The organism is Rathayibacter rhapontici, assembly GCF_001995175.1.
Lineage (GTDB): Bacteria > Actinomycetota > Actinomycetes > Actinomycetales > Microbacteriaceae > Rathayibacter.
In genome coordinates this window covers 1-13,625 of sequence record NZ_MUKN01000077.1, presented here as the reverse complement: position 1 = coordinate 13,625, position 13,625 = coordinate 1, and the positions used below count along the sequence as shown (strand labels likewise).

Sequence of the window (13,625 nt, the reverse complement as noted above, 5' to 3'; positions counted from 1 at the left end):
GCAGCGCTGGCCTCGCCTCCGCCCTCGCCCTGTCCGCCTGCTCGGGCGCCTCCGACGCGGGCAGCGGCTCGGGCGACTCCGCCCCGGTCGACGGGGGCCGCCTCCGGCTCGCCTTCTTCCCCGACAACGCGGCGTTCTCGTGCGTCGACCCCTTCCAGACCTACTGGATCGAGCACCGCACGGTGATCCGCAACGTCGCCGACTCCCTCACCGACCAGGATCCGGAGACCGGCGAGATCCGGCCGTGGCTCGCGACCGACTGGAGTGTGAACGACTCCGGCACCGAGTACACCTTCGACCTGCGGAGCGACGTGACCTTCTCGGACGGCACCGCGTTCACGGCCGAGAGTGTGAAGGCGGCCTTCGACAGCGCCCAGGCGACGCTCGCCGAGCTGCCCGCGGCCTACGGAGGCGTCTACCTCGCGGGCTACGCGGGCACGGACGTCGTCGACGCCGACACCGCGACCGTGCGCTTCGCCGCTCCGAACGCCTCGTTCCTGCAGGGCACCTCGACCACGAACCTGGCGATCCTCGCGGCCTCCTCCTACGCCGCCACCCCCGAGGAGCGCTGCCTCGGGGACGTCGTCGGCTCGGGCCCCTTCACCCTCACCGACTACACGCCGGGCACGGGCATCACGCTCGACAAGCGCGACGGGTACGCCTGGGGCTCGGAGCTGCGCGAGAACACCGGGGAGGCGCACCTGGACGGGATCGACGTCACCTACGTCGCCGAGGACAGCGTCCGCGTCGGCCAGCTCACCAGCGACGAGATCGACGTCGCCTGGCCGCGCAACCCGATCACCGAGAACGACCAGGCCGTGATCACGGGAGGCGGCGACACGGTCGAGAGCCGCGCACTGCCGGGGCCCGCGAGCAACTACTACCCCAACGTCGCCGAGGGCCGGATCCTCTCGGACGAGAGGGTGCGGCAGGCGGTGCAGAAGGCGATCGACCGCGAGAGCTACGCGACGACCGTGTTCGGAGCCGACTACCCGGCGGTGACCAGCGTGTACAACACGACCACGCCGTACTACGTCGACGAGTCGGACGCCCTGGCGTTCGACGCCGAGGGCGCCGGCGAGCTCCTCGACGAGGCCGGGTGGGAGCTCGGCGGCGACGGGTACCGCTCGAAGGACGGCCGCAGGCTCACGCTGTCCGTCCCGATCGTCGCGCAGTTCGGCGCGGGCGATCAGCTGATCCAGGACCAGCTGAAGCAGGTCGGCATCGAGCTCGAGCTGAACGTGATCACGAACGCGCAGCGTGCCGACGTGCTCGGCAGCGGGCAGTACGACCTGATCTCGACGTACTACACCCGCGCCGATCCCGGAGTGATCCAGTGGATCGTCGACTCGCGCGTCGCCGGATCGAAGGCGCAGGCGGTCAACAACTTCGCTTCGGAGCAGGCCGTCGAGGTGCAGGCCCTGCTCGATGAAGGCGTGCAGACCGTCGATCCGACGGCCCGCGCCGCGGTCTACGCCGAGCTGCAGGACTACCTGATCGACGACGCGCTCGTGTTCCCGTTCGCCGAGCGGGTGCAGTTGGCGGGCGTCTCGTCCCGCGTGCACGGCTTCCGCTTCACCTCGGAGTCGTTCGGCGACTTCGCCGACGCGTGGATCCGGCCGTGACGACCCTCGAGGCCCCGACTGCCGCGGCCGCGGGGAGGCCGGGCTCGCGCTCCGCCTCCTCCGGCCTCGGCCGGTACGTGCTCGGGAGGGTCGCGCAGGCGGTCCTCGTGCTCTGGGCCGCGTACACGGTGACCTTCGCCGTGCTGTGGCTGCTGCCGAGCGATCCGCTGGCGCTCCTCCTGTCGGCCAACAACGTCGAGCTCGACTCGCTCTCGCCGAGCGAGATCGCCGAGGCGCAGGCCCGGTACGGCCTCGACCAGCCGGTGTGGCAGCAGTACGCGAGCATGCTCGGGAGCGCGCTGCGGGGCGATTTAGGCGCGTCGATCACCAAGGGGATCCCGGTCACCGACCTGATCGCCGAGAAGCTGCCGGGCACCCTGCAGCTCAGTGCTCTGGCGATCGGGCTCGCCCTGGTCGGCGGCACGGCGCTGGCGTACCTCGCGGCGCTCGTGCAGTGGCGTCCGCTCAAGACGGTGCTCGGCCGGCTCCCCTCGGCGGGTGTGGCGTTCCCCGGCTTCTGGATCGGGCTCCTGCTCATCCAGTTCTTCGCCTTCACGCTGCACCTGCTGCCCTCCACGGGCAGTGCGACGCCGGCGAGCCTGATCCTGCCGGCGGTCACGATGGCGATCCCGACCTCGGCGATGCTCGCGCAGGTGCTGATCCGCAGCTTCGCGGACGTGCAGGCGGAGTCGTACATCACGACCGCGCGGGCGAAGGGGCTCGGTCGGGCGGCGGTGCAGTGGCGGCACGCGTTCCGCAACGCCTCGCTCCCGACGCTGACGATCCTCGGCGTCCTCGCCGGCAACACCGTGACCGGGGCGATCGTCGCCGAGACGATCTTCGCCCGGCAGGGCATCGGCACGCTCGCCCAGGAGTCGGTCCTCACCCAGGACGTGCCGGTGGTCCAGGCGATCGTGGTGCTCGCCGCCGCGGTCTTCGTGGGAGTGAACCTCGTCGTCGACCTGCTCTACCCGCTCCTGGATCCGCGCATCACCCACACCTCGAAGGCGGCTCGACCATGACGCTCGAACTCACCCGGCCCGACACGTCCGCCGAGGCCGCGCCTCCCGTCGTGACTCCCGTCGCGGCCGCGCACGGGCGCGGGGCGCGGCGACGGCGGACGCTCCGCCTGCTCCTGCGCCGTCCGGGCTTCCTGATCGCCCTCGCCTTCGCCGTCTTCGTGCTGGTGTCGGCGATCGCGCCCGCTCTGTTCACCTCGTACGATCCGTACGCGACCGCCCCGCTCGACAAGCTCCGGGCGCCCAGCGCCGCGCACCTCTTCGGCACCGACGAGCTCGGTCGCGACCTGTTCGCCCGCGTCCTGCACGGCGGAGCGCTCACGATCCAGGCGACCGTGATCGCCCTGGCCATCGCCCTCGTCGGCGGCCTGGCGCTCGGTGTCGTCTCCGGGTACGCCGGGGGAGTCGTGGACGCCGTGATCATGCGGATCGTCGACGTCCTGCTCGCCGTCCCGGGTCTGCTGCTCGCGCTGGCGATCGTGACGGCGATCGGATTCGGGACGCTGCCCGTCGCGCTCGCGGTCGGCATCGGGATCCTGCCGGGCTTCGCACGGACGACGCGGGCGGAGGTGCTCCGCGTGAAGACGCTGCCCTACGTCGAGGCGGCGCGCACCGGCGGAGCCACGCGCCTGCGGGTGCTGGTGCGGCACGTGCTGCCCAACTCCTGGGGGCCGGTCGCGGTCCTCGCGGTCCTGGATCTCGGCACGGCGATCATCGCGGTCGCGGCGCTGAGCTTCCTCGGCTTCGGTGCCGCTCCGCCCGCGGCCGAGTGGGGCACTCTCATCTCGACCGGCCGCAACTACCTGGTGACGAGCCCGTGGCTGTCGCTGCTGCCCGGCCTCTTCGTCGGACTGCTGGTCTTCTCGCTCAACCACGTCGCCAAGACGATCGAGGAGGTGCAGCGATGAGCGTGCTGGTGCGGCTCGAGCGCCTCTCGGTCTCGTACGACGGCCGGCCCGTGGTGCACGACGTCTCGCTCGAGATCGCCCCGGGCGAGATCGTCGCAGTGGTCGGCGAGTCCGGCTCCGGCAAGTCCACGACGGCGAACGCCGTGCTGGGCCTGCTCCCGGCGAACGGGCGCGTCACGGGCGGATCGATCACGATCGACGGCTCCGACGTGACGGCCGCGCCCGAGAAGGAGCTCCGCCGGCTCCGCGGACGGGTCGTCGCCCTCGTGCCGCAGGATCCGATGGTCGGGCTCAACCCGACGCTGCGGATCGGCGCGCAGGTCGCCGAGTCCGTGCGCCTGCGCGGCGTCGACCGCCGCTCCGTCGACGCGGAGGTGCTGGCGGCGCTCGCCGAGGCCGGCATCGACGACCCGGAGCTGCGCGCCCGGCAGTACCCGCACGAGCTCTCGGGCGGACTGCGCCAGCGAGCGCTCATCGCGATCGCCCTCGCCGGGAAGCCCCGGCTGATCATCGCCGACGAGCCCACCTCGGCGCTGGACGTCACCGTGCAGAAGCGGATCCTCGACCACCTGCAGTCGCTGGTGCGCGAGCAGGGCATCTCGCTCCTCATCATCACCCACGACCTCGCCGTCGCCGCCGACCGCGCCGATCGGGTGCTCGTGATGCGCGCGGGCCGCGTCGTCGAGGAGGGGGCCCCCGCGCGGATCCTCGTCGCTCCCCGCGAGGAGTACACCCGCGCGCTCATCGCCGCCGCCCCGGGACTGGGACACGGCGGCGCGATCGTGCCGCGCTTCCCGCACGTGGAGCCCGCGCCGGAGGTGCTCCGGATCGAGAACGTGGTGCACGGGTTCGCTCTGCCGGGCCGCCGCGCCGACGTCCGCGCGCTGGACGACGTGTCGTTCTCGATCCGCGCCGGGCAGACCCTCGCCCTGGTGGGGGAGTCGGGTTCGGGCAAGACGACCGCGCTGCGCGTCGCGCTCGGACTCGTCGCGCCGACGAGCGGCCGCGTGCTGGTCGAGGGCGTCGACGTGACCCGGGCGCGCGAGCGGGAGTGGCGGCCGCTGCGCCGCCGGATCCAGCTCGTGCACCAGAACCCGTTCTCCGCGCTGGACCCCCGCTTCACGGTGCTCGAGTCGGTGACCGAACCGCTGGTCTCCTTCCGCGTCGGGGACCGCTCCTCCCGGCTGCAGCGGGCGCGCGAGCTCCTCGAGCGGGTCGGGCTGCCGGAGTCGTCCCTCTCGCGTCTGCCGGTCGAGCTGTCCGGCGGCCAGCGCCAGCGCGTCGCCCTCGCCCGTGCTCTCGCGCTCGGCCCGGACCTGGTGCTGCTCGACGAGCCGGTCTCGGCGCTCGACGTGTCGGTGCAGGCGCAGATCCTCGCTCTGCTCGTCGAGCTGCAGCAGGACCTCGGAGTCGCCTACCTCTTCGTCTCGCACGACCTCGCCGTCGTCGCCGAGGTCTCGCACGAGGTCGTCGTGCTGAACCGCGGACGCGTCGAGGAGGCGGGGACGACCGCACAGGTCTTCGGCTCGCCGCAGGCGGAGTACACCCGCGCGCTCCTGGCCGCCGTGCCGGGCACGTCCGTCGCGGGAGCCGTTGCATGACCGGCCGCTTCGTGGTGATCGGAGCGGGCGCCGTCGGCTGCGTCCTCGCGGCGCAGCTGCGCCTCTCCGGGCACCCCGTCGTCCTCGTGGCCCGGGGGGAGCAGCTCCGGGTGCTGCGAGGGAGCGGACTGAAGGTGCGCCGGCCCGCGGGCGACGAGATCGTCGCCGTGCCGGTGGCGACGGGCCCGGAGGACGTCGCGCCGACCCGGGGCGACGTGCTCGTGCTCGCGGTCAAGGCGCAGGACGCCGAGGCGGCGCTCGCCGACTGGGCCTGGACGCCACTCGACGGAGGGGGAGCGGGCGCCGACCTGCCCGTCCTCACCCTGCAGAACGGTCTCGCAGCCGAGGACGCGGCTCTGCGCCGCTTCCGCGACGTCTTCGGCGTCTCGATCGGCATCGCCGCGAGCTTCCTCGAGCCCGGCGAGGTCGTCTCGCCGTCGTACCCGACCGTCGGGGTGCTCCGGATCGGCCGGTACCCGGACGCGGAGGACCCGCGCGCCGAGGAGTACGCCGCGATCCTCCGCCGAGCCGGGTTCGCCGCACGCGCCGTCGACCGCGTCAGCAGCTGGAAGGCCGCGAAGCTCGTGATTAACACCGCCAACGGCCTCGACCTCTTCACCGGCACCGACCACGAGAGAGCGCGGGCGCGCACGGCGCTCGCCACGGAGGCTCGGGCCGTGCTGCTCGCGAGCGGCCGCGCGATCGCCGAGGACGACGGCGTCCGCCTCGTCGTCGATCCCGTTCCCGGGCACGTCCCCGGGCGCCTCTCGACCTGGCAGAGCTTCGCCCGCGGCGCCGGGAGCGAGGTCGACCTGCTGAACGGCGAGATCGTGCTGCTCGCGCGGCGCACCGGCGTGCCCGCACCCGTGAACGAGCGCCTCCAGTCCCTCCTCGGCCGGCGCGGAGCGGAGGCGGCCCGCGCGCCGCTCGCGCTGGCCGAGCTCCTGCATCCCGGCACCGTCACTCCCGACTCCGTGCCTCCCGGCACCGTCCCCTCAGAAAGGGTCCCCGCATGACCGCAGCCGCCCTCGCTCCCGCCCCCTCGCCTTCGACGAGCCCGACGGGATCGCCCCGCGCGGCACGCTCGTCGTGCTCGCCGGCCGGGGCGAGACCCCGGCCGTCTACGAGCGCTTCGGCTCCCGCCTCGCCCGCGACGCCTACCGGGTGCGCGTGCTCGGCGAGCGACCGCCGACGGCGTCGCGGACGCCGCTCGAGCGCTCCTCGCCGATCCGTCGCTCGTCGCCCCCGTCGTGCTCGTCGGCTCCGACGCCGGCGCGGCGGTCGCGCTCGAGATCGCGGCCACCACCGCGGTCGACGCCGTCGTGGTCGCGGGCCTCCCGGTCCGCCTCGACGGAGCGGCCATCGCCGATCGCACCGCCTGCCCGGCCCACGCCGGCGTCCTCGCCCGCGAGACCGGCTCCGTCCCCACCGCCGTCCTGCCGCCCGAGCTGCTCGCGGTGGCGGCGAGCGCCGTCGTCGCGCCGCTGCTCGCCCTGCACGGCGACGCCGATCCGGTCAGCCCCGTCGAGGAGGCGGTCGCCGTGCACCGCACCGCCCCTCGGGCCGAGATCCACCGGGTCGCGGGCGGCCGGCACGACGTCCTGAACGACGTGTCGCACCGCTCCGTCGCCGCGACCGTCGTGCTCTTCCTCGAGCGGGTCAAGGCCTCGGCGGATGCCGCGCCGATCGTCGAGCGGATCGACGCGTGAGCGCCCTCGCACCCGAGCTCGACTCCCTCCGCGCCGACCGCTCGGGCTGGTCCCCGGGCGGAGTCCCGGCGGGGGTCGTCCGCGCCCGCTCGGTCGACGAGGTCCGCGCGACCCTCGCCCGGGCGTCCGCGGAGGGGATCCCCGTCGTGACGCGGGGAGCCGCCTCCGGGCTCGCGGGGGCCGCCAGCGCGGGGGAGGGCTCGCTGATCCTCGACGTCTCGGGCCTGGACCGCATCCTCTCGATCGACCCCGTGGACCAGGTCGCGCGGGTCGAGCCCGGCGTGATCACGGCTGATCTCGACCGCGCCGCCGCCGAGCACGGCCTCCTCTACGCCCCTGACCCCGGCAGCGTCGAGATCTCGACCGTCGGCGGCAACATCGCGACGAACGCCGGCGGTCTCCGCGGAGCCAAGTACGGGGTCACCCGCGACGCCGTCCTCGCCCTCGACGTCGTGCTCGCCGACGGCTCGCTGGTGCACCTCGGCCGCGACACCCTGAAGGGCGTCGTCGGTCTCGACCTGACGGCGCTCGTCGTGGGCTCGGAGGGGAGTCTCGGCGTCGTCGTCGGCGCCACGCTCCGGCTGCTCCCGCGGCCCCGGTCCGTCGCCACCGCCGCGGCCTACTTCGCCGACGTCGCGACCGGAGCCGAGGCCGCCACCGCCCTCGCCCGTGCAGGCCTGCGCCCGAGCGTCCTCGAGCTCGTCGACGACCGCACCCTGGGTGCGATCGACGCTCTCCGCGGCACCGGACTCGCCCTCCGCGGCGGGGCCTTCCTCCTGGTGCAGACCGACGGCTTCGGCGCGGCCGACGAGATCGAGGCCGTCCGGGCCGTCCTCGCCGAGACCGCGCTCGAGGTCGAGACGACGCTCGACCCCGCGGAGGGCCTCGCCCTCGCCTCCGCCCGCCGCGACGCCCTCCCCGCCATCGAGGCGCGCGGCCGGGTCCTCATCGAGGACATCGCCGTGCCGCGGTCCCGGCTCGCCGAGGCGATCCGGCGGGTGCACGCGATCGCCCAGGACACCGGCGCCGACGTGTACGTCTTCGCCCACGCGGGCGACGGCAACCTGCACCCGATCATCCGCGTGCGCGACGACTCCGACGCCGCTCGCCGGCAGGCCGACGCCGCGGCGGAGGCGGTCTTCGCCCTCGCCCTCGAGCTCGGCGGCACCGTCAGCGGCGAGCACGGCGTCGGCGCCCTCAAGCGCGAGTGGGCGCGCCGCGAGCTCGGACCCGAGGTCGTCGCCCTGCAGCGCGCGGTGCGGCGGGTCTTCGATCCGCAGGGCATCCTGAATCCCGGAACAGCGCTGTGAGCGCCCCCTCGAAAGGACCGTCATGACCGACACCCCCGCCCGGAGCGACGTCCTCGTCTCCCCCGACGAGCTCGAGGCGGCCCTCGCCTCGCCCGAGCCGCCCCTCGTCCTGGACGTGCGCTGGCGGCTCGACCGTCCTGACGGCCGCCCGGCGCACCTCGAGGGCCACCTGCCCGGCGCCGTCTACGTCGACCTCGACCACGAGCTCGCGGAGCACGGCGCACCGGATCAGGGGCGGCACCCGCTGCCGTCCGTCGAGCGGCTGCAGGAGGCGGCCCGGCGCTGGGGCCTCCGGCAGGGGCAGTCCGTCGTCGTCTACGACGACCTGAAGAACCTGTCCTCGGCCCGCGCCTGGTGGCTGCTGCGCTACGCAGGAGTGGCGGACGTGCGCCTGCTCGACGGCTCGCTCCGCGCGTGGACCGGGTCGGGCCGCCCACTCGAGACCGGGCCGGTCGAGCATCCGGAGGGGGACGTGGAGCTGCGCTACGGCGCGCTGCCCGTGCTCGGCATCGACGACGCCGCCGCCCTGCACGAGCACGGCGTGCTGCTGGACGCCCGCGCACCCGAGCGGTTCCGTGGCGACGTCGAGCCGATCGACCCGAGGGCGGGGCACATCCCCGGCGCCCGCAACGCTCCGGCGACCGCGAACGTCGACGACTCCGGCCGCTTCCTGCCGGGCGACGAGCTCCGCGCCCGCTTCGAGTCCCTGGGCGTCACCGACGAGTCGCCCGTCGGCGTCTACTGCGGTTCCGGAGTGACGGCCGCGGCCGATGCGGTCGCGCTCACACTCGCGGGCTTCGACCCGCAGCTGTTCCCGGGCTCGTGGTCGCAGTGGTCGAGCACGCAGGGCCGCCCGGTCGCCGTCGGCGACGCCTGAGCCGCGCAGAACGACGGAACGGCCGCCCTCGGATCCCGAGGACGGCCGCTCCGTCGTTCGAGCGGGTCAGCCCAGCCGCGAGTGCTCGCCGAGGTGGTGCCACGTGCGGTTGTGGTAGACCAGCGGAGCCGTGGCGTCCGAGTCCTCGGGAACGTGCGCCTCGAGGGCGTGCACGGCCACGATCGTGGACGAGCCCGCCTCCATCCGGTTGATGACGGTGCCGCGGATCCACGCCGCGGCGGCCGGGAAGTAGGGCTCGCCCGTGGGCAGCCGCGACCAGAGCGACGTGTCGGCGAAGCGGTCGATCCCGCTCGTCGATCCCAGCCGCGCGAGGTCGAGCTGCTGCGCGCCGAGCAGGTGCACGACGAGCGTCTCGGAGGCGCGGATCGCGGGAGTGCTCGAGGACGCCGCCGACAGCGAGAAGACGAAGAGCGGGGGCTCGGCGCTGACCGAGAACACCGAGGTCGCGGTCAGGGCGACCGGGCCGGTGCCCGGATCGGCGGTGATCAGCGCGACGCCCGCGGCGTGGTTGCGGAACGCGAGCTTGAACTCGTCCGGGGACAGGCCGGCGAAGGCCGCGCGGTGGTGCGCGCCGGCGTCGGCGTCGGAGGTGGTGGCGAGGTTCTCACGGCTCATCGGAGACTCCTGATCGTTCGGGGTGCGGCGCGGCGACCGGGACGGCCCGCCTTCGTGCCGCAGCACGGTCCCTCCAGCCTGTCGTACCGACCCGGGGACCTCCGCCGCATTGCGGAGTATGACACCGGCGCCTGCAGGTCCCCTCGGCATCCCGCAACCGGTGGCACAGGATCCGATGCCCGCGCAGACTCGGAGCATGGCCCACCGCGTCCGCGAGTCCTCCGCCCGCCCCGAGAGCAAGACCTGCGCCTCCTGCGGGCGCGAGATCCAGTGGCGCGCGAAGTGGGCGCGCGACTGGGAGGACGTGAAGTACTGCTCCGACGCGTGCCGCCGCCGCGGAGTCGGGCCGGAGGAGGCGCGGCTGGAGGACGAGATCCGCACCGTCCTGCTCGCCCGGGCGGCGTCCTCGACCGCCTGTCCGTCCGAGGTCGCGCGGAAGGTCGGCGGCGAGGACTGGCGGCCCCTGATGGAGCCCGTGCGCCGTGCGGCGCGCAGGCTCGTCGACCGCGGCGAGATCGAGATCGTGCAGGGCGGGCAGATCGTCGATCCGTCGCGCGCGAAGGGGCCGATCCGCCTCCGCCGCCGACCCGGCGGGCCCCTGTCGCCCGGAGGCACCGCGGGCTAGCGTGTGGGAATGCCCCGTGACGCCGTCGTCCTCACCGTCCCCGGACCGCACGGCGATCGCGAGGTGCGGCTCTCGAGCCCCGATCGGGTCCTCTACCCCGAGCCGGGGATCACCAAGCGCGAGGTCGCCGAGTACCTGATCGCGGTCGGAGACGCGTTCGTCGCGGCCAACGGCGACCGCCCGATCTCGCTGCAGCGCTTCTCCTCCGGCATCGACGGCGAGCAGTTCTTCTCGAAGAACCCGCCCAAGGGCGCCCCGGAGTACGTCCGATCGGTGCCGGTGACCTACCCGAGCGGACGCGTGCATCCGCAGCTCGTGATCGACGAGCCCGCCGTCGCGGTCTGGGCCGCGCAGATGAACACGCTCATCTTCCACCCGTGGGCCTCGCGGGCGGAGGACTCGGACCACCCCGACCAGCTGCGCATCGACCTCGATCCGCAGCCGGGCACCGGCGTCCCCGAGGCGGTGCGCGCCGCGCACGTCCTGCGCGAGGTGCTCCGCGAAGCGGGGCTCGAGGCGTTCGTGAAGACGTCCGGCAACCGCGGACTGCACGTGTTCGCGCCGATCGTGCCCGAGCACGAGTTCCTCGTGGTGCGCCACGCGGTGATCGCCGCCGCCCGCGAGCTCGAGCGCCGGATGCCCGAGGACGTCACCACGGCGTGGTGGAAGGAGGAGCGCGGCGAGCGCCTCTTCGTCGACTTCAACCAGGCGAACCGCGACCGCACCATCGCCGGCGCCTACAGCCCGCGTCCCCTGCCGCACGCGCCGGTGTCGTGCCCCGTGGAGTGGGAGGAGCTCGACGGCGTCGACCCGACCGCGTTCACGATCCGCACGGTCCCGGACCGGCTCCGCTCCTCCGGAGACCCGTGGGCACGGATGCACGAGACCGCTGGCACGCTCGAGACCCTGCTCGGCTGGTGGGAGCGGGACGTGTCGGAGGGGCTCGGCGAGCTGCCGTTCCCGCCCGACTTCCCCAAGATGCCGGGGGAGCCGCCGCGCGTGCAGCCGAGCCGCGCGAAGAAGCCGGTCGACTGACCGCTCCTCAGCCCAGCACGTCCTGCAGGTCGTAGGCGACGGGCTGCTCCAGCTGCTCGAACGTGCACGAGCGCGCCTCGCGATCCGGGCGCCAGCGCTCGAACTGCACGGTGTGCCGGAACCGGTCGCCCTCGCGCTGGTCGTAGCGCACCTCGAGCACGCGGACCGGTCGGAGGCGGACGAAGGACGTGTCTTTGACGCCCGAGAAGCGGCTCCGCTCGCCGTCACCGCGCAGCGGCTCGCCCGACTCGTCGCGCTCCACGGCGTCCGCGAGCTCGTCGACGAGCTCGATCCGGCGGGCGCCGAGAAAGCGGAGGCGCCGCCCACCTGCCGCAGCCGTCCGTCGTCGTCGTAGAGGCCCAGCAGCAGGGAGCCGACACCGGGCTTCGAGGTGTGCTCGCGGTAGCCGATCGCGACGACGTCGGCCGTCCGGTGGTGCTTGATCTTGAGCACCGTGCGCTTGCCGGGGGAGTACGGGGCCGCGAGCGGCTTCGCGATCACTCCGTCCAGGCCCGCCCCCTCGAACCGCTCGAGCCAGTCGCGCGCGAGGGCCTCGTCGTCGGTGCTGCGCCCGAGGTGCAGCGGATGCGGCACGCCCTCGAGCAGGTCGGCGAGCTCCGCGCGGCGGGCCGAGTACGGCTCGTCGAGCAGGGAGCGCCCGTCGGCGGCGAGCAGATCGAAGGCGACCAGCATCGCCGGGGTCTCGGCGGAGAGCGTGGCGACCCGGCTCGCGGCCGGGTGAATGCGCTGCGAGAGGAGGTCCCAGTCGAGCCGCTGCGCGCCCTGCGGTCCGGTCGCCAGCACGATCTCGCCGTCGACGACGCAGCCGTCGGGGAGGAGGCGTCCGAGCGCCTCGACGAGCTCGGGGAAGTAGCGGGTGAGGGGCTTCGAGCCGCGGCTGCCGATCTCGACGACTCCGTCGGAGACCGAGACGATCGCGCGGAAGCCGTCCCACTTGGGCTCGTAGGAGAAGCCGCCCGCGACGCTGTCCTGCGCGGGGACGGCGGCCACCGCCTTGGCGAGCATGGGGGCGATCGGAAGGGCGAACGGGAGGTCCATCCTGCGATCATCCCGGGCGTTCCGGCTCCGCGCACCCCCTTCCCGTGCGCGCCACGGGGTCGCTCGCGCGCCACCCGGCTTTCGTTCTGCGCCACAGCACCGCGAGACTGGGCGCATGCACACGTGGCCGCGCGCTTCCCGACCGCACGACGGACCGATCCGATCGGGCCGAGGGCTCCGAAGAGGAGTCATGACCAGCAGACGCGCGAGCGTGCCCGGACGGGGCGCGCGCTGATGGCGCGCCCGACGTCGGCGGCCCGACGACTGCTCTCGAGGGTCCAGTCCCTGACCGGCGGTCGCGAGGAGGCCGCCCCACCGGTCACCATGGTGCCTCCGCGGCGCGTGATCCCGTCGGAGCCGGCGTCGCTGTTCGAGGCGGAGGAGCCGCTCGAGACGGACGAGGACGTCGACGAGGCCGCGGCGACACCCGACGACGCCGAGCCGGGCCCTGCGCCCGTTCTGAGCCGCGCCCGCCAGCTCGACCTGGCCGCACTCGAGGCCGCGCGCGCCGCCCGAGCCCGGACGGAGGGGTCCGCGGACGCTGAGCCCGCCGAGCCGGACGCCGAGGTCACGACGGAGCCCGCCGCGGAGCAGGAGCCCGCCCCGGACGTCGAGCCCGAGCCGACCCCGATCGTCGAGCCTGAGCCCGCACCGATCGTGGAGCCGGAGCCCGCCCCTGACGTCGAGCCGGAGCCGACGCCGGAGGTCGCGCCCGTCGAGCCCGAGCCGTCCCCGCTCGTGGAGCCCGAGCCGATCGCTCCCTTGGAGCCGGAGGTCGCTCCGCTCGCCGCCCCCGAGCCGGAGCCCCCGGTCACCGCGGTCCCCGTGCCGACGTTCGGCACGCTCACGCACCGGCCGAAGCCGCCGGTCGCCGTTCCGCCTGCGGTCTCCTCCGACGCGGCGGAGGACCCGCTGCCCGAGCCCGGAATCGCCGACGAGGCCCCGTCGGTCGACGGGACGACCGACGCCGAGGCCGAGAACGTCGACGCCACCGAGACCGCCCCCGGCGACACTGAGCCTGTCGAAGCCGAGCCGGTCGAAGCCGAGCCGGTCGAAGCCGAGCCGGTCGAGTCCGAGCCGGTCGAGCCAGCGCCGGTCGAGTCCGAGCCGTCTGCGACCGAGCCTGGTGACGCGGCGCCGACCGGACCCGAGACGCCCGACGACGAGCCGGCCGGCATCGAGATCTTCGAGCCCGAGCCCGAGCCCGAGCCCGCCACTCCG

At 74.3% G+C, this 13,625-nt stretch carries 11 protein-coding genes and 2 pseudogenes; 11 read left to right on the top strand and 2 right to left on the bottom strand.

Translation table 11 applies throughout. The features are described 5' to 3' along the window. The 8 genes from B0T42_RS17380 to B0T42_RS17350 all read left to right on the top strand — a co-directional run. The coding region (locus B0T42_RS17380) for an ABC transporter substrate-binding protein (protein ID WP_077224275.1) at positions 1–1,625 on the top strand (1,625 nt) is incomplete at its 5' end. Beyond that, positions 1,622–2,647, top strand: a complete 1,026-nt coding sequence (locus tag B0T42_RS17375) for an ABC transporter permease (protein ID WP_077224277.1) — start codon at positions 1,622–1,624, stop codon at positions 2,645–2,647. The genes B0T42_RS17380 and B0T42_RS17375, both read left to right, overlap by 4 nt. Then, the gene (locus tag B0T42_RS17370; protein WP_077224274.1) at positions 2,644–3,552 is read left to right on the top strand and encodes an ABC transporter permease; all 909 of its coding nucleotides are present in this window, start codon (positions 2,644–2,646) and stop codon (positions 3,550–3,552) included. The genes B0T42_RS17375 and B0T42_RS17370 overlap by 4 nt, the downstream gene beginning before the upstream one ends. Then, complete coding sequence (locus tag B0T42_RS17365) at positions 3,549–5,153, top strand: dipeptide ABC transporter ATP-binding protein (protein ID WP_077224273.1); 1,605 nt, start codon at positions 3,549–3,551, stop codon at positions 5,151–5,153. Before B0T42_RS17370 ends, B0T42_RS17365 begins: the two co-directional genes overlap by 4 nt. Further along, on the top strand, positions 5,150–6,169 hold the full coding sequence (locus tag B0T42_RS17360) for a ketopantoate reductase family protein (protein WP_077224272.1): 1,020 nt from the start codon (positions 5,150–5,152) through the stop codon (positions 6,167–6,169). Before B0T42_RS17365 ends, B0T42_RS17360 begins: the two co-directional genes overlap by 4 nt. 234 nt (positions 6,170–6,403) lie before the next feature. Continuing rightward, positions 6,404–6,862, top strand: coding sequence for an alpha/beta hydrolase (locus B0T42_RS21650; RefSeq protein ID WP_139344563.1), 459 nt, complete (start codon positions 6,404–6,406; stop codon positions 6,860–6,862). Next, complete coding sequence (locus tag B0T42_RS17355) at positions 6,859–8,172, top strand: FAD-binding oxidoreductase (RefSeq protein WP_094742795.1); 1,314 nt, start codon at positions 6,859–6,861, stop codon at positions 8,170–8,172. The genes B0T42_RS21650 and B0T42_RS17355 overlap by 4 nt, the downstream gene beginning before the upstream one ends. Positions 8,173–8,194: 22 nt before the next feature. Then, a complete protein-coding gene (locus tag B0T42_RS17350; protein WP_077224270.1) occupies positions 8,195–9,049 on the top strand; it encodes a sulfurtransferase in 855 nt (284 codons plus the stop codon). A 66-nt stretch (positions 9,050–9,115) separates the two neighbouring features. Here the strand turns inward: B0T42_RS17350 and B0T42_RS17345 are convergent, their stop codons facing one another. Continuing rightward, positions 9,116–9,685 (bottom strand): flavin reductase family protein, encoded by a 570-nt coding sequence (locus B0T42_RS17345; protein WP_077224269.1) that lies wholly within the window; start codon positions 9,683–9,685, stop codon positions 9,116–9,118. Between the two features lie 196 nt (positions 9,686–9,881). On the opposite strand from B0T42_RS17345, the gene B0T42_RS17340 reads away from it, so the two are divergent. Both B0T42_RS17340 and ligD read left to right on the top strand, forming a co-directional pair. Continuing rightward, positions 9,882–10,310 (top strand): DUF2256 and DUF3253 domain-containing protein, encoded by a 429-nt coding sequence (locus B0T42_RS17340; protein WP_077224268.1) that lies wholly within the window; start codon positions 9,882–9,884, stop codon positions 10,308–10,310. A gap of 9 nt (positions 10,311–10,319) precedes the next feature. Beyond that, entirely contained in the window at positions 10,320–11,345 is a 1,026-nt protein-coding gene (gene ligD, locus B0T42_RS17335) for a non-homologous end-joining DNA ligase (protein ID WP_173892350.1), read from the top strand. 7 nt (positions 11,346–11,352) lie between these two features. Here the strand turns inward: ligD and B0T42_RS17330 are convergent. Further along, positions 11,353–12,404: pseudogene (locus tag B0T42_RS17330) on the bottom strand (ATP-dependent DNA ligase). A 234-nt stretch (positions 12,405–12,638) separates the two neighbouring features. On the opposite strand from B0T42_RS17330, the pseudogene B0T42_RS17325 reads away from it, so the two are divergent. Next, a pseudogene (locus B0T42_RS17325) lies at positions 12,639–13,625 on the top strand (hypothetical protein); the annotation flags it as partial.

Coding starts and splice junctions, on each gene's coding strand:
- B0T42_RS17370 (WP_077224274.1), top strand. CDS start 2,644: ATGACGCTCGAACTCACCCGGCCCGACACGTCCGCCGAGGCCGCGCCT.
- B0T42_RS17365 (WP_077224273.1), top strand. CDS start 3,549: ATGAGCGTGCTGGTGCGGCTCGAGCGCCTCTCGGTCTCGTACGACGGC.
- B0T42_RS17360 (WP_077224272.1), top strand. CDS start 5,150: ATGACCGGCCGCTTCGTGGTGATCGGAGCGGGCGCCGTCGGCTGCGTC.
- B0T42_RS17350 (WP_077224270.1), top strand. CDS start 8,195: ATGACCGACACCCCCGCCCGGAGCGACGTCCTCGTCTCCCCCGACGAG.
- B0T42_RS17345 (WP_077224269.1), bottom strand. CDS start 9,685: ATGAGCCGTGAGAACCTCGCCACCACCTCCGACGCCGACGCCGGCGCG.
- B0T42_RS17340 (WP_077224268.1), top strand. CDS start 9,882: ATGGCCCACCGCGTCCGCGAGTCCTCCGCCCGCCCCGAGAGCAAGACC.
- ligD (WP_173892350.1), top strand. CDS start 10,320: ATGCCCCGTGACGCCGTCGTCCTCACCGTCCCCGGACCGCACGGCGAT.